The organism is Polyangiaceae bacterium (assembly GCA_016715885.1).
Lineage (GTDB): Bacteria > Myxococcota_A > Polyangia > Polyangiales > Polyangiaceae > Polyangium.
Window position 1 is genome coordinate 390,001 of the sequence record JADJXL010000001.1, and the last position, 15,399, is coordinate 405,399.

General features: G+C 59.6%; 13 protein-coding genes and 2 rRNA genes (1 of these 15 only partly in view). 9 read left to right on the forward strand and 6 right to left on the reverse strand.

Annotated elements, in window-relative coordinates; genetic code table 11:
* The 4 genes from IPM54_01745 to IPM54_01760 form a co-directional block, all read left to right on the forward strand.
* A 23S ribosomal RNA gene (locus IPM54_01745) occupies positions 1 to 965 on the forward strand; it begins 2,039 nt to the left of the window's first position.
* A 171-nt stretch (positions 966 to 1,136) separates the two neighbouring features.
* Positions 1,137 to 1,253 (forward strand): 5S ribosomal RNA (gene rrf / locus IPM54_01750).
* Positions 1,254 to 1,354: 101 nt separating this feature from the next.
* Positions 1,355 to 3,016, forward strand: coding sequence for a DUF885 domain-containing protein (locus tag IPM54_01755; protein MBK9258538.1), 1,662 nt, complete (start codon positions 1,355 to 1,357; stop codon positions 3,014 to 3,016).
* A 49-nt stretch (positions 3,017 to 3,065) separates the two neighbouring features.
* Positions 3,066 to 3,818, forward strand: coding sequence for a hypothetical protein (locus tag IPM54_01760; GenBank protein ID MBK9258539.1), 753 nt, complete (start codon positions 3,066 to 3,068; stop codon positions 3,816 to 3,818).
* A 4-nt stretch (positions 3,819 to 3,822) separates the two neighbouring features.
* On the opposite strand, the gene IPM54_01765 is transcribed toward IPM54_01760, so the two are convergent.
* From IPM54_01765 to IPM54_01775, 3 genes are all read right to left on the reverse strand, one after another.
* Positions 3,823 to 4,641, reverse strand: a complete 819-nt coding sequence (locus tag IPM54_01765) for a 2-oxo acid dehydrogenase subunit E2 (GenBank protein ID MBK9258540.1) — start codon at positions 4,639 to 4,641, stop codon at positions 3,823 to 3,825.
* Positions 4,642 to 4,669: 28 nt separating this feature from the next.
* Positions 4,670 to 5,533, reverse strand: a complete 864-nt coding sequence (locus IPM54_01770) for a cyclic nucleotide-binding domain-containing protein (GenBank protein MBK9258541.1) — start codon at positions 5,531 to 5,533, stop codon at positions 4,670 to 4,672.
* Positions 5,534 to 5,692: 159 nt separating this feature from the next.
* Positions 5,693 to 6,493 carry a crotonase/enoyl-CoA hydratase family protein gene (locus tag IPM54_01775; protein MBK9258542.1) on the reverse strand — a complete coding sequence of 267 codons (801 nt, stop codon included), beginning with the start codon at positions 6,491 to 6,493 and terminating at the stop codon, positions 5,693 to 5,695.
* A gap of 171 nt (positions 6,494 to 6,664) precedes the next feature.
* Between IPM54_01775 and IPM54_01780 the strand changes: the two genes are divergently transcribed.
* From IPM54_01780 to IPM54_01795, 4 genes are all read left to right on the forward strand, one after another.
* Complete coding sequence (locus IPM54_01780) at positions 6,665 to 7,831, forward strand: serine/threonine protein kinase (protein MBK9258543.1); 1,167 nt, start codon at positions 6,665 to 6,667, stop codon at positions 7,829 to 7,831.
* Entirely contained in the window at positions 7,803 to 8,282 is a 480-nt protein-coding gene (locus IPM54_01785) for a hypothetical protein (GenBank protein ID MBK9258544.1), read from the forward strand. The genes IPM54_01780 and IPM54_01785 overlap by 29 nt, the downstream gene beginning before the upstream one ends.
* A 107-nt stretch (positions 8,283 to 8,389) precedes the next feature.
* The gene (locus IPM54_01790) at positions 8,390 to 9,013 is read left to right on the forward strand and encodes a hypothetical protein (GenBank protein MBK9258545.1); all 624 of its coding nucleotides are present in this window, start codon (positions 8,390 to 8,392) and stop codon (positions 9,011 to 9,013) included.
* An 11-nt stretch (positions 9,014 to 9,024) separates the two neighbouring features.
* A complete protein-coding gene (locus IPM54_01795; GenBank protein ID MBK9258546.1) occupies positions 9,025 to 10,572 on the forward strand; it encodes an SDR family oxidoreductase in 1,548 nt (515 codons plus the stop codon).
* Between the two features lie 234 nt (positions 10,573 to 10,806).
* Here the strand turns inward: IPM54_01795 and IPM54_01800 are convergent, their stop codons facing one another.
* A complete protein-coding gene (locus tag IPM54_01800) occupies positions 10,807 to 11,760 on the reverse strand; it encodes a serine acetyltransferase (protein ID MBK9258547.1) in 954 nt (317 codons plus the stop codon).
* Between the two features lie 24 nt (positions 11,761 to 11,784).
* Positions 11,785 to 12,771, reverse strand: a complete 987-nt coding sequence (gene cysK, locus IPM54_01805) for a cysteine synthase A (GenBank protein ID MBK9258548.1) — start codon at positions 12,769 to 12,771, stop codon at positions 11,785 to 11,787.
* Positions 12,772 to 12,864: 93 nt separating this feature from the next.
* Here cysK and IPM54_01810 point away from each other — a divergent pair, with 93 nt between their 5' ends.
* On the forward strand, positions 12,865 to 14,181 hold the full coding sequence (locus IPM54_01810; protein MBK9258549.1) for an ATP-binding protein: 1,317 nt from the start codon (positions 12,865 to 12,867) through the stop codon (positions 14,179 to 14,181).
* On the opposite strand, the gene IPM54_01815 is transcribed toward IPM54_01810, so the two are convergent.
* Positions 14,178 to 15,386, reverse strand: a complete 1,209-nt coding sequence (locus tag IPM54_01815; GenBank protein ID MBK9258550.1) for a hypothetical protein — start codon at positions 15,384 to 15,386, stop codon at positions 14,178 to 14,180. The genes IPM54_01810 and IPM54_01815 overlap by 4 nt on opposite strands.
* Positions 15,387 to 15,399: the final 13 nt, after the last annotated feature.

A 15,399-nucleotide genomic window follows, 5' to 3' on the forward strand; every position in this document is an offset into this window, starting at 1 on the left:
ATTCCTTGTCGGGTAAGTTCCGACCTGCACGAATGGCATAACAACATCCCCGCTGTCTCGACCAGGGACTCAGCGAAATTGTATTGGGGGTGAAGATACCCTCTACCCGCGGCAAGACGGAAAGACCCCATGAACCTTTACTGCAACTTGGCAGTGATTTTCGGGATATTCTGCGTAGGATAGGTGGGAGGCTTTGAAGCTGGGCTTCCGGGTTCAGCTGAGCCAACGTTGAAATACCACCCTGGATATTCTGGAAATCTAACCTAGACCCATCACCTGGGTCAGGGACACTGCCTGGTGGGCAGTTTGACTGGGGCGGTCGCCTCCCAAAAAGTAACGGAGGCGTGCGAAGGTTCCCTCAGCCTGATTGGAAACCAGGCGTAGAGTGCAAACGCACAAGGGAGCTTAACTGTGAGACCGACAGGTCGAACAGGTGCGAAAGCAGGCGTTAGTGATCCGGTGGTTCTGCATGGAAGGGCCATCGCTCATCGGATAAAAGGTACTCTGGGGATAACAGGCTGATCGCGCCTGAGAGTTCACATCGGCGGCGCGGTTTGGCACCTCGATGTCGGCCCATCGCATCCTGGGGCTGGAGCAGGTCCCAAGGGTTCGGCTGTTCGCCGATTAAAGCGGTACGCGAGCTGGGTTTAAAACGTCGTGAGACAGTTTGGTCCCTATCTGCCGTGGGCGTAGGACACTTGAGAGGAGTTGCTCATAGTACGAGAGGACCTGAGTGAACGCACCTCTGGTGCTCCGGTTGTCCTGCCAAGGGCATAGCCGGGTAGCCATGTGCGGAACGGATAACCGCTGAAAGCATCTAAGCGGGAAGCCGGCCTCAAGACTAGGTGTCCCGAGTCGCAAGACTCCTAAAGACCCCTCGTAGACCACGAGGTTGATAGGCCGGGTGTGGAAGCGCAGTAATGCGCGGAGCTAACCGGTACTAATAGGTCGTGCGGCTTGACCATACTTCTAAGGCAAACGTCGATTCCTCGCACGCAGAGTTCGGGTGACGAACCTGCGTAGCGCTCAATGCTACTGCGGACGCAAATTCACGAAACGTATCTCGACTCTGGATCGGGTGATCGAGATACCAACGCGAAACACCTTCGATTCGCTCGAATGGTGCACCCACAAATTCCGGTGGTGAAATCGAGGAGGCCACACCCGATCCCATCCCGAACTCGGAAGTTAAGCTCCTCGGAGCCGATGGTACTGCTGGGGAAGCCTAGTGGGAGAGTAGGACGCCGCCGGGTCCTTTTCTAAAGCCTGCAAGATAACCTCTTGCAGGCTTTTTCTTTTCCATCCGCCGAATTTCCCGATCACCTCCAACCCAATCATCCCCCACAATCCGCACATGTTCGCCCTCTCCGACGCGCTCCTGCGCGATATCGCTGCCTTGCGCCCCTCGTCCGCCACCTTCTGGGGCATCGCTGGACATGACCACGCCTGGGACGACTTCGGCCCACAAGGCGCCTCCGCCGCCATCTCGACGCTCACTCACCACAGGCAACACATCGATGCCGCCCCTTGCGCCAATGAACGCGACAAGCTTGCGGTCCTCTTCGCGCGCGACTTCATCGACGTCGAGCTCGAGCGGCTTCGCGAAGGCGACCATCTCGTCGACCTGAACCACATCGCATCGCCCGTTCAGAACATCCGCATGGTCTTCGACGTGATGAACACGTCCACCCGCGAGGGTTGGCAGAACATCACCGAACGCCTTGCGACGATCGATCGCGCGCTCGGTTCCTATCGCGAGGCGCTCGAAGAAGGACGCCGCAACGGAAATACGGCTGCACGCAGGCAGGTCGACGCCGCCATCGAGCAAGCACGCGTTCACGCGGGGGAGTCGTCATCGTTTCGCGCGCTTGCTTCGTCGTTTGCGTCGAGTCCCGTCTTCGATGCGAGCCTCGCCGCGCGCCTCGACAAGGCCATCGCGCATGCTCAGCGCACGTATGCCGACCTAGCGGACTACCTCGAGCAAACGTACCGCCCGAGTGCCGCAGTAAACGAAGGGTTTGGCGAGGAACGTTATGCGCGCAAAGCCCGTGCGTTTCTCGGCATGACGATCGACCTGCGCGACACGTTCGCCTGGGGTTGGCACGAGATCCGCCAGATCTCGGAGCGCATGCAGAAAGTTGCGGCTCAAATCAAACCAGGTGCATCGCTCGACGAAGTCATCGCTCTGCTCGAAAGCGATCCATCACGTTGCGCGCATGGCCCGGACGAACTCGTTCGATTCGTCGCCGAGCGGCAAGCACGAGCCGTCGAAGAGCTCGATGGAATCCACTTCGACATCCCGCATCCCGTGCGTTCCGTGGAAACCAAACTCGCGCCTCCAGGTGGTCCGCTTGGTGCCTACTACTTGCCTCCCTCGGACGACTTCTCGAGGCCCGGCACGATCTGGTACTCGCCGGGCAACGACGCACTCATCCCGCTCTACACCGAAGTGAGCACGGCGTATCACGAGGGGTTTCCGGGGCATCACCTGCAACTCGGCACGCAGGTATCTCTGCGCGACGACTTGAGTCGCTTGCATCGCGTCATCATCAGCGACTTCCAGACCGGTTACGCCGAAGGCTGGGCGCTCTATGCCGAGCGTCTCATGGACGAGCTCGGATATCTCGAGCGGCCCGAGTACGTGCTTGGAATGCTTGCATGTCAAATGATCCGCGCCTGCCGAGTCGTGCTCGACATCGGCGCACACCTCGGCTTGCGTGCGCCGGTGGATGCTCCGTTTCGCCCTGGGGAGCTCATCGATTTCGACTACGGCGTCGACATGCTCACGCGCGTCGGGCGCATGAAGCCCTCGCATGCTGCTTCCGAGATGACGCGTTATCTCGGTTGGCCTGGTCAGGCCATCGCGTACAAAGTCGGCGAGCGCATCATGCTTGGCCTGCGTGACGAAGTGCGCGCGCGGCAGGGCAGTTCCTTCGACATGAAACGATTCCACGCATCGCTACTTTCCACCGGTGCGATCGGTCTCGGCGCACTTCGCAAAGTGCTGCTTGCGTGACCCTGCGAGGGGATTGACGGGCTCGTCGTTCCGCGATCTCCTCGTAGTCATGCTTCCTCATCGCGTAGTTGCTCCTCTCGTGTGGGCGCTCGGTTCGCTCGTGGGTTTTTCCTTTGGCGTCGTTGGTTGCGGCGCGGATCAACAAGGCAGTGGCGCGGCCGGTTTGGGTGCTTCGAGCGGCGCATCGTCGTCGTCCACTGGCGGATCCGGCGGTGAGGGCACTGCTGGCGGCGGAGGTAATGGCGGCGAAGGTGGCATTGGCGTTGGCGGCAGTTTCGTCGGAGCCGGTGGCGCCCCATCGATGGTGCCCGTGCGTAAGCTCCCGGGCCTCACGAGCATTACGTTTTACGAGCGTACGGGTGGCACCGAGCCCACCGCGTACACGTTCACCATCGATGGTCCCGAGCTCGGGGTTCGGCTTGCCGATCCATTGGGCGATGCGAACAAGGATATCAGTGGTGCATCGACCGAATATTACGACGTCTTCTATTCGAACGCGGACGGCGAATTCAATATCGATGGTAGTTACTTGACCATTTCGGGTGTATTCGGTCAGGCGCTTCCTGCTGGTGGCGGCCTCAATCTCGCCGAAATCGGCCTCAACTACGTCGATGCTGCGACCGAATATGGCAATTACGTTGCGAGCTACGTCGTGCTCGGGGACAACAGCTACGAACCGGCCGTGCCCGCGTGCATCGATGGAGACCTGCAAACGCACACCACGATGGGCAATACCGTGGGCTCGACCGAACGCCTCCGATTGACGCTCGGATTCAATTCCACCTCCGGCGTCCCGAAATGAGCATTTAGCTCGACGACTTGTCGCTTTCCCAAGGTGGTTTGGACAAACCTTCGAGCGTCCAAGGCTGTTCGATGCCCTGGCGAACGATCTTGGCGAGAATGGCGAGCTCCGCTCCGTCGATGAAGCGGTGGTCGATCGTCGCCGTAATCGTTACTTGAGGACGAACGACCACTTGGCCATCCACGGCGGCTGGCTGGTCTTTCACGGCGCCCACGAGAATCAGGACGGGCACACGCGCAAATGGAGTCGGCGGGGCGTACGCTTCCTCCAAACCGAACGAACCCACGTTCGTAATGACCGCCGAGCCAAATGGAAATGCTTCCAGACCCATCGCTGGAATGCCCAGCGCGCTCGTGAGATACCCCGTCGTCCAAAGAAGCGGCCTCAGAAGCCACGTCGGTAACGCTCGGAGAATGCCTTTGCTTTTCTCAAAACCTTCGTCTTTGCCTTCACGCAGGCGGCCTGCACCTTTTCCAAGCTCGCGCGCGATGTCGGAAATGGACCGCTCGTTTGCATTCGTAACTTTTGTCTTGGCCAGATCTTTGCCATTTTCGAGCGCCACCAGGAACGTAACGTCCACCGATTCGTGCGGGACGAACTTGCCGAATACGATGCGACCATTCAATCCGGGGGCTGCTTCGAGCGCTTTGGCGACGGCTTTGCCCACGATATGCGCAATCGTGACTTTTTCACCGTCTTTGTTGCGCAGGTGTTCCACGTACGGCAGCGCTTGGCTCACGTCCAGCGTCAATTTGCCGTAAATGTTGCCTTCGTGCGGCGACGACCAAGTTGCAATGGCGAGTTTTCGACGAGTGGGGTTCATGGTGCTAGCCGCCTGCGAATTTGGGCAATCAAACGACGAAATCCAGCATTTGGACGCGCGTCAGGTGCTCCTGCAATTTCTTGGCATATTCGTCTATCAAGAGATCCAGCTCGACGAGCACTCCGTCATCGGCCACTTGCACGATTTTGCCGCTCATTGGAATTTCATCACTCGGCGCGACCAGCACGAAGCTCACTTCGCGGTTCGCAGCCGCATCGGGCAAATTCACGATTTTGATGAATCCCTCCGACATCGCCGAAACGGGAAGGAGCCGTCCGTCGTCGAGGCGCACCGACGTCGACAAAGCATACGCCGGCGTAACCATGTAATGGCCTCGGCGATTCCTTTCGATGAGCGGTTCGATCGTATCGCACACCGTCTTGCTGATGGGCGTCTCTTCCGCTTCGAGGACGTGGTCGCGCAGTTCCTTCATTGCCTTTTGCGTTCGAATGATGTTCGTGCGCATCTCTTCGAGCCGCGTTGCGTCGCGATGCATCTTCGCGGCGACGATCTTGAGCAGGTTGTTGTAAAACGGGAACGCGACGTCGCCGTGCGCTTCGAAAAAACGCATCAACGCACCGACTCCGATGCGCAAAATCTCGGCTTCCGTCGTCGCGACGGCGCGCGTGTTGCGATAAAGTCCAGTCAATGCGCCAAGCTCCCCGATCGGTGCGATGGGGGCCAGTCGAAACCGCACGTTTCCCTCTTGTTCGAGCGCGATCTCGCCACGCACGAGCAAGGCGAAGTGGTGCGGTTCGGTGCCTGCCTCGAACAGCACGCTGCCCGGAGCAAGTGTGACGCGCTCCATCGCTTCGAGAAGCTCGGACAAGTGCGTCTCGGTGATCCCCTCGAAAAGAGGGATTGCGTGCAAGTCTGCAGGGCGGATCGTCATGGCGAGCTTTCCTTGCGTCGAGGTGGCTCGAGCGCAAACGCACGAGCCGCTCCGAGGGCGCGTAGTGTCGCATGAAACTGCGGCAGGTGCGATAGTCAGTTCGTGGGGCGCAACGGCTGCCTTTTTCGTCGCAATTGCGCGCTCGAGCTCGTCAATTCGTCACTTGCCCGAAAATCGCGGCGGCCTCTTCTCGACGAATGCCATCATCGCTTCGGTCAGATCTTCGGAAGCCAAAAACGCTGCGTTCCATGCCGCCACGTAGGCCAGGCCATCCGCAACCGTTTTTCCCTCGCCGTAATCGAGCACGGCCTTGACGCCCCGCACCGTCAGCGGCGGGTTGCTCGCAATCTCGAGCGCCAGCTTCCGCGCGCCCGCATGCAGCGATGTTACGTCGTCAAACAATTCGTTCACCAAACCGATCGCCTCGGCTCGCGCTGCCGAGATGTCCTTGCCGGTAAACGCCAGCTCGCGCACCACGCCTTGTCCACAAATGCGCGGAAGTCGCTGCAAACTTCCCAGATCCGCAACGATCCCGATGCGCGTCTCTCGCAACGAAAACGTTGCATCTCGCGACGCCAAGCGGATGTCGCACGCTGTTGCCAGATCGAGTCCTCCACCGATGCACGGTCCGTGGATCGCCACGACGACGGGTACGGGGCACGCGGAAATCACGTCGAAACTGCCTTGAAGTCGTCGAATGATTCCGAGCAGCTCCATGCGTCCCGCAGCCAAACTTCCACCGAGAAGTGGGCCAAGCTCGTTCATCGCCGCGCGCAAATCGAGGCCAAAGGAAAACGCCTTTGCAGTCGACTGCACGACGACGGCACGCACTTCGCGTTCGGTCGCAATGCGTCGGAACACTGCTTCGACATCCGCGAAGAACGCGGGAGGCATGGTGGTTCGAAGCAAGGTCACCGTGGCGATCGAGTCCGAAATATCCAGCGCGACGAAGTCACTCATGGCGCGAGGCTAGCAGAGCCGCGCTGCAGTTTGTCGCTTCTTCGAGGGTGCGCGCATGGCGTCGTTCGCAAACGAATCGAGTGAGCACATGAGCGAGAGCCGTTACGCAGGGCTTGGATTTCGCCGCGACCTACTTCACCGCGCTGCCCGAGTCGTCGTATGCTGCCGCGGATGGCCCAAGATGTCTTCGGCATCGCCGGCACCACGCAGGGTCCCTTCAGCATCGAAGAAGCTGTCGCCGAAGGCGGATTTGGTGTGGTGTATCGAGCGCTCCATGGTGCGTTTCGCGCGCCCGTGGCGCTCAAATGCCTAAAAATTCCCAACATTCCCGAAGCTCAACGGGCCGATTTTCTCGAACGCTTTCGCGAAGAAGCAGAGATGCTCTTCCGTTTGTCCGCCAATATCCCCGAAGTCGTCCGACCTTTGCACTACGATGTTCTCACTCTCAGCAGTGGTCTCATCGTTCCGTTCATTGCGCTCGAGTGGCTCGAAGGACGCACGCTCTGGGCCTACATCGAAGACCGCGCTGCAAGCGGTCAGAAGCCCGTCGATTGCCTCGAAGCCGCGCGGATTCTCACGCCCGTCGCTCGCGCGCTCGAAGTCGCGCACCGATTTCCTGGCCCCTCGGGATCGATCTGCGTCGTCCACCGCGACATCAAACCTGCCAACATTTTTCTCACCAAAGTTCGCGGCATCGAAGTCATCAAAATTCTCGACTTCGGCATCGCTCGAGCCCGCGACACCGTTTCCGTGATGGCGGGGCAGCAGACGCAGTCGACCGAATCGATTCCGCTCGCATTCACGCCTCGCTACGGCGCGCCCGAACAATGGGCGCCGAAGCGTTTTGGTACCACCGGCCCTTGGACCGACGTTTGGGGTTTGGCCATCACGTACCTCGAACTGCTCGCAGGACGAGCCGTCATCGACGGCGATCCCGTCGCGATCATGGGTACCGTGCTCGACGAAAAAAGGCGACCTACGCCGCGTGCAGAGGGCATTCGAGTTCCCGACGTGATCGAAGCCGTCATGCAACGAGCCCTTGCGCTCGATCCCCGCGACAGACCCGCCGACGCAGGCATGTTTTGGGATGAAATGGAGCAAGCGCTGGCGAGCGTGACGCGTTCGTATGCTCCCGGTCGTCGTACGCCCCCCGTGCGTCCGCCGAGCGGCGGATATGCCGCCGTCACTCCGCCCGGCGCCATACCCGAGCCCGAGGTTTTACTCGAACAACTCCGCATCAACGAGCAGCTCCGTTCCGCTTCGGAATACGAAACCTTCGGTACACGAACCTGCAGAGCTCGAGCTGAGCGTGGATGTCGTGCCCCCATCACGACGTAGGCCGCAAACGACGAGCGCCGAACTGTCGCGCAGTGTTGCGCAGCCGGCAAATCTCGATCTAGCGCCCGCGGCCCGAGCTGCGACGTCGCCTGCGCTCAACGTGGGCCTCGATGAAAGCCCAGCGACCGCGCCTCGTCGCATCTCTGGATCCCATGTCGTGATGCCTCCACGCGAACGTCCGCCGTCGCCACCGCCCGCTCGTCAGACATTGCCGTCGGTGGGGCCCGAACCAGCACCGGAAGTGGGCTCCATGCTCGGCGTACCTGTGGCGCTTGCTGCCACCGGCGTGTTTGTCCGCACGCTCGACTACCTCGCCAGCACCTATTGGCTCGGCACCGAACGCGTCGACATTGGTCCACTTCGTTTGACGTGGGTTGCCGGCATCCTCATTGGCGCCGGCGCGGTCCTCGCTCTCGCACGGCTCATGCGGTACCTGGCGCGATTGGGGTGAAACCCCGCCATCCGCGCGAGATCTCCTGGCGGGGTTTCATTCCGCGTGTATGCTCCGACTCGATGCGTCAGGCGCTCGCCCAAGTTTTCGCTTCGAATCTGCCTCTCGTGCGTCCGGTCTCTCGTCGCGCCCGGTTGCTTTGGGCTTCCACATTCGCCGCCCTCGCGATTTTCGCTTTGCCCGCATATTCTTTCGCTGAGCCAAAGGCCAAAGAAACGGCGCAACCACGAGTCGTTTCATCGGCCAAACCCGTCGTCGTCCTCCCTCGAGAATCGTCTCGGCAACAAGCGAAAAATTTCGTCAGTATCGGTCCCATCTTTGGTTTCACGGGGCACTTGGATACGCCGGTCACAGGAATTCTCGGTGCCGAGTTATCGTACGTTCGGTATCCCGGCGCCGCATTTCGTTTCGGAATTGGCGGTTTTGCGCAAGCTCAAACGGTGGGATTCACGCACGCTCGTTTTGCATTCGGTCCGCAATTCAATTTCATGATGTTCGGGGCGGAAGTCGGGGCATATCTCGAAGAGGGTGCCGGCAAATATGCTACGACCGTGGGAGTTCATGCGTCGCCGTTCGTTTCACTGGGCTTTTTCTCCGCGGCATTTCGGCTCGCCGTTCCCCTCGGCACCCTCACCGAAGGCGATTCGTACGATATCGATTTAGGGCTCGTTTGCGCCATCAAAATGCCCATTCCTCTCGACGGCCAGCTCTTCGGTCTGGCCTTCCATTGATCCCAATGATGATGAACGACGAATTGATCAACGAGGACGAAACCGCGGAAGACGACGCGCGAGATACGTCCCCATTCGGCGAAGACGACCTTCTCACGACCATTTCCGTTCTCGAAGGCATCGTTGCCAATCGAGGTCGACTGGCGCACGTGGACGCTGCCACGCGGCAGAGGCTTCTCGAAGCAGCCGGGCGAGTGTCACGGCCAAGTCGCTCCGAGCAACGGATGCTTGCGAAAGAGCTACGTCGCAAAGACAAACGCGAAGCTCGAGCTGCCGAAGAGCGATTGCTCGATGCGACCGGCATTCGTACCGCTCGTCGCGCCCCCGTATTCCAAACGCCCGATCCCATTCGTGGCCCCGAGGAATTGCCTCGCGCTGCAAGTGCCGAATCGGCATCCGAGCTTCTCGAGGCGCGCAAGTGTTACGTCTGCAAAGAGGAATTCCGTCGGGTTCACTTCTTTTACGATCAATTGTGTCCAGCGTGTGCCGATTTCAACTACCAAAAGCGGGTGCAATCGGCTGATCTGCGAGGACGCGTGGCGATCGTCACGGGCGCGCGTGTGAAAATCGGATACCAAGCAGCAATTTTACTTTTGCGCGCTGGTTGTCGCGTCGTCGTCACCACGAGGTTTCCGCATGACGCGGCTTTGCGTTATGCGCGTGAAGCGGATTATGAAGCGTGGGCCGACAGGCTCGAGATTTTTGGCCTCGACCTGCGTTTCACGCCCGCGGTCGAACGGTTTGTCCGGTTTGTCAATTCGCACCTGCCACGGCTCGATTTCATCATTCACAACGCTTGTCAGACGGTGCGGCGCCCGCCCGGCTATTACGCTCATCTCGTCGACCTCGAACAGGCTGCGCTCGATGCATTGCCCGCGCCTGCTCGTCCGCTCGTCGCGCGTCACGCCCGAGAGCGAAACCTTCTTGCATCGGCGCCCGAAGCGCTTTTTGCCGACCCCGCGCAGCTCTCCCAACTTGCTCTCACGGCCGAAGATCACGCGATAGCGGGGAAGATGGAGCTTTTTCCTCGCGGGCAGCTCGATCAAGATCTCCAGCAAGTCGATTTGCGTGAAAAGAACAGTTGGCGTCTTACGCTGGCCGAAGTTCCAACCGTGGAGCTGCTCGAAGTGTATCTGGTCAACGCGGTTGCGCCGTTTGTCATGTCCAGCAAATTGAAGAATTTGATGACGCGCGAGCCGTCCCGGGACAAACACATCGTCAATGTTTCGGCGGTCGAGGGACAGTTTTACCGGGACCACAAGACGGACAAACACCCGCATACGAACATGGCCAAAGCGGCGCTCAACATGCTCACGCGCACGTCTGCCCAGGATTATGTAAAGGACGGCATCCACATGAACAGCGTGGACACCGGATGGGTGACGGATGAAGACCCCATCGCAATCGCGACGAGAAAACAAGCCGAACACGGTTTTCATCCGCCGCTCGACATCGTCGACGGTGCGGCGCGCATATGCGATCCGATATTTTCGGGATTCGCGACGGGTACGCATCCGTTCGGGCAGTTTTTCAAAGACTACAAGCCAACGCCTTGGTAACGCGGCGAAGATCAATGCGTGCCCATTGATGTCCGGCTCGTCCGCCCCCACGGGCACATTGACGTTTCAAGCGGCGAAAAATTGCCCGACGAAAGAAATGTCATTGACGAAAGCTCGCCGATGCGTTTTGCTTCCTATGTCGCTATTTGTTATCCCGCTCGGCGACAAAGCCCCGGCAGGCTCATGGTGAGTCGCCGGGGCTTTTTTTGTCGAGTTTGGCCGACCAAACCCACCCTAAATTTCAAATTCGAGCGGGTATTCCTCGTCGTTACCGTTGCCTTCGATCACGCGCAAATCCGGCGGTTTGACGCCCACGCGTGAACGTTGTGGGATGCTCTTCGTCAAGAACACCGATCCGCCGACCACGCTGCCCCGACCCACCACGGTTTGTCCTCCTAGAACCGTAGCGTTTGCATAAAGCGTCACCGATTCTTCGACCGTCGGGTGTCGCTTCGCGTTTCGAATGATGCGCCCGCGCTCGTCTTTCGGATGCGAAATCGCGCCCAGCGTCACACCTTGATACATCTTCACGTTCGGCCCGATATCGCACGTCTCGCCGACCACCACGCCCGTTGCGTGGTCGATGAAAAAGCTCCGGCCAATATGCGATCCGGGATGGATGTCCGCACCGCTCCGCGAATGCGCCCATTCGCTCATGATGCGCGGCATGAGCGGCACTTCGAGTTTGTACAGCTCGTGGGCTACGCGATGCACCGTCACGGCCAATAGACCCGGATACGCGAGGATGATTTCGTCGATGCTCGCGGCGGCCGGATCTCCGTCGTACGCCGCTTGGACGTCCTGCAAAAGCGTGTCGCGAATGGCAGGAAGCCGCTCGAGGAGCTCGGACGCCAGCTTGCGGCTGTGTTCACAACGCGGACCGAGCTTTCGATCGTCCCGACCCATCTCGTTCGACCAACAAAGACACTCTTCGATTTGCGTGGCGAGCTTCTCGCGAAGCGTCGAGACGAGCGTCACCACGTGATACTCGAGATTGCCTTTCGTGAGGTCCTGCCGGCCGTAGTAGCCCGGGTAAAACACCTGGAAGAGAAGCTCGATGATCTCGAAAATCTCTTCGCGCGACGGCAAGAATTTCTTGCCAATGTGATGACCTCGCGGGTCGTTCGCGTAGCTTGCGAGCAGCCCTGACACGACCGTGTCGAGGCCCTTTTCCATCTTGTCGGACATGGCGTTGGAGTTGTGTTTGTCTCGTCAAACAGACGCAGTGGCCTTCTCGACGCCCTCGAACATTCCTTCGAAGAGCACGGTCGTCAGATACCGTTCGCCCGCATCGGGTAGCACCGCCACGATCGTCTTGCCAGAAAACGCCTCGTCGAATGCGAGACGCAGCGCGACGGTGATCGCGGCCCCACACGAGATGCCGCTCAGAATGCCTTCTTCGCGTGCCAGCCGCCGAGCCATCGCGACCGCTTCGTCGTTCGTCACTTGCTCGACGCGATCGACGAGAGAAAGATCCAGGTTCTTCGGGACGAACCCAGCTCCAATCCCCTGAATTTTGTGCGGTCCCGGCTTCAATTCTTCACCTCGCAGCGTCTGCGTGATGACCGGTGAATGCGAAGGCTCCACGGCTACGCTCATGATCGCCTTGCCCATCGTTTTTTTGATGTATCGCGACGCGCCCGTGATCGTGCCGCCCGTGCCCACGCCCGATACGAGCACGTCGATGCCGCCATCGGTGTCGTTCCACAATTCCGGTCCAGTCGTCGTTTCGTGAATGGCCGGGTTGGCCGGGTTTTCGAACTGCCGCATGAGCACGTAACGATCCGGTTCTGCCCCAGCCAATTCTTCCGCGCGAGCAATGGCGCCTTTCATTCCAAGCGCCCCGGGCGTAAGGACCAATTCGGCGCCGAGCGCCACCAGCACTTTGCGACGTTCGATGCTCATGGTTTCGGGCATCGTCAGCACGCATCGATAACCTCGAGACGCCGCGGCAAATGCAAGCGCAATGCCCGTATTGCCGCTCGTCGCTTCGACGATGGCCTTTCCGGGACCGAGGGCGCCGCGTTCTTCGGCATCCCATACCATCGCAGCTCCGATTCGACACTTGACCGAATACGCAGGGTTGCGCCCCTCGACCTTGCCGAGCACGGTCGCATGCGCTCCGCGCGTCAAACGGTTGATTCGTACGAGTGGAGTTCCCCCGATGCTGCGCGAATTGTCTTCGAAGATGCGAGCCATGGCGGGCACTTTAGCACGAGCTGCGAATCGTGCGTCGATAAACCTCGGTCACGTTTGACAGCGACGCTTCGAGGCGCTTTCATCTGCGCGCGCATGAACGATTCAACTCCGCTCGCGGCCGTTTCGTACGACCAAGCCAAGCAACAGATCGACGCCGGTAGCGCCCTGCACCTCGGAGCATTGCGCCCAGAAACCATCAACGCGATCTTGCCCGTCGTCTCCTACAAAAAATCCACGCTCACCGTCGATCTGTCGTTCATCGAGCTGCGAAAAGAAGCATTCTTTCCCATCGTCGACGTGCTCACGCAGTATTATCGCTACTTCACGGAATTCCGGCGCAGCTATTACGGCGCGACGCTCGTCGGAGACAACCACAGCCCAATCGAACGCAAATTCGCCGACAAACGCAAAGAAGGCCCCGAGCTCGTCCCGCCGACGAAAATCACCATTCGCTTCGACGCCAAAGGAGGCGGTATGGTCGTTTTCGAAAAAGAAGGCCTCCTGCTCCAAGAAGAAATCAATTGTGTTCTCGACGTATTTCGCAAATGCGCGAGCCGCAATGAAGATGCAGCCGTGACTCTTTCGCCCGTACAAAAACTCGCCGAGCTCGGTGCGGTCGTCTTCGAGGCGAGCGGTGAATTTCGAGAGGATAGGATCGCCGGATACGAATCGACGAAGCGGGATGTTCGAGAAACCATCGTATTGCCGCTCTTGCACCCGGAAATTTTCGTTGCGGTAGGTGAAATGGCGCGTTCGCGTCCGGGGTCGAGTTTGCCTCGCGCGGTTCTTTTCGAGGGGCCTCCGGGGACGGGAAAAACCACGATGGCGCGGGTGATTGCGAGCGAAAGCGGCATTCCGCTCGTGTATTTGCCCGTCGAATCGATCATGAGCAAATGGTATGGGGAATCCGAACGCAGGCTCGACGCGATTTTCACGACGGCTGGTGCATTGCAGCGCAGCATCGTTTTTCTGGACGAAATCGACGCGTTCGCGGGGTCGCGCGAGCGAGCGATGCACGAAAGCACGCGACGCATTCTTTCGGTGCTGTTGCGGCAGCTCCAGGGGCTCGTGGATCGCAGCAACGTGGTCGTGATTGGCGCGACGAACCGCAAGGACGACCTTGATCCAGCGCTGCTCAGTCGGTTCGATCTGTTCGTCCGTTTTCCGCTGCCCAATGCATCCGAGCGGGCGAAGATCCTGAGTTACTACGCGAAGCATCTTCCGCCGGACGACATCGTGGCGCTCGTTGCATTGAGTGATGGGCGAGCTGGACGGGAGCTCGAGGATGCGTGCGGCGTTGCCGAGCGCATGTGGGCGTCGCAAATCATTGCGTCGAATGCGAGCGTGACGCCTCCGCCGCTCGATACGTATCGAGCGGCGTTTCAATTGAAGTTCAGGTTGGGGGATTAAATCTTGAGCTTCGCGCACGTGGCGGCGTCTTCGGCGCGCGTGGCTTTGGCAGTTTCGAGGTCTTTCTTCGTTTGTCCGGGCTGCTGTGCGGTGGCTTCTTTCACGGGCGCCCAGCTCGCGTCTTTCGCGGCGAAGTCGGTCAACATGGCGACGGCTTGTTCTTCGACGGCGAGCTGTTTCTCGAGCGCCGCAATGTACCCATCGTGGCCCTTCAGGAGGCCATCGCAGCCATCTTGGAGCTGCTTGATCGTCACGCTTTTCGATTCCTTCTTGTATTGCTGCACCAGCGCCTCGTAGGCCTCTGCGGCGACGAGACGACTGCCATCGGCCACCAGCGACGCTCCGAACGTCTGTGTGCGTACCGCATCGTACTGCATGAACGCCATGGCGGGTTTGGCATTCGTGAACATGCCGGTGCCCATGGAGTTTGCGAAGAAAAACGTATAGGGCGCCGTGACTTCGTCCGACGTTGTCTTCAGGGGCAATGCCGATACTTTGGGCTGCAAGCATGCGGCGACTTGCGTCGCGGTCGCATCCGTCGACGCGTCGAAGGTCACGACAGGTGCAGCATTCTTCGTGACTTTTACGCTGGCTTTTAGCTCACCAGGCTCGCTGTCTTTCCACGCCGCGTAACAATCGCAGAAGGTGCTTTGCGCCAAACGAATGGTTCCTGCGGCGTCGGATGCTTCGCTCGTGCCCATTTTCACGGCCGGCATGCTCGTGGCGTTGTGTTGAAACGGAAAGGATTTGGCCGTGACGGAGGTTGTCGTCGCCGTGGCTTTGGCGGACCAATCCGGTGCGGACGCGACGAACCGATCGACCGCGGCGCCAATGCATTTTTCGCCGTCGGGCGTCAGGTTCGTCCCGGTGACCTTGTGCGTGAGTTTGCCGCCTTCGAGGGTGCTTTCGATGGTGAATTCCGTCGCGTCCGCGGGGCCGCGGTGCTTCGGATCGACCAGGCATTCCATGACGAGGGGCTGTGAAGAAACGAGCAAACCGGTCAGGACTGATTTGTTGATTTTGTCGGGCAACGCTGGAGCTTTGGGAAAACAAACCGCCAGGTCGACCGGGCTGATGTTGCCGACTTTGACTTGCGTGACTTTGGGCTCGGGCGCCTTGGCGTCTTGTTGCTGTTGCTGCCCGGCGCAACCGAATCCGAGGCCGATTGCAAGCAAACCCGGAATGACTTTTTGCTGACTGTTCATGGCGGTGTTTCCG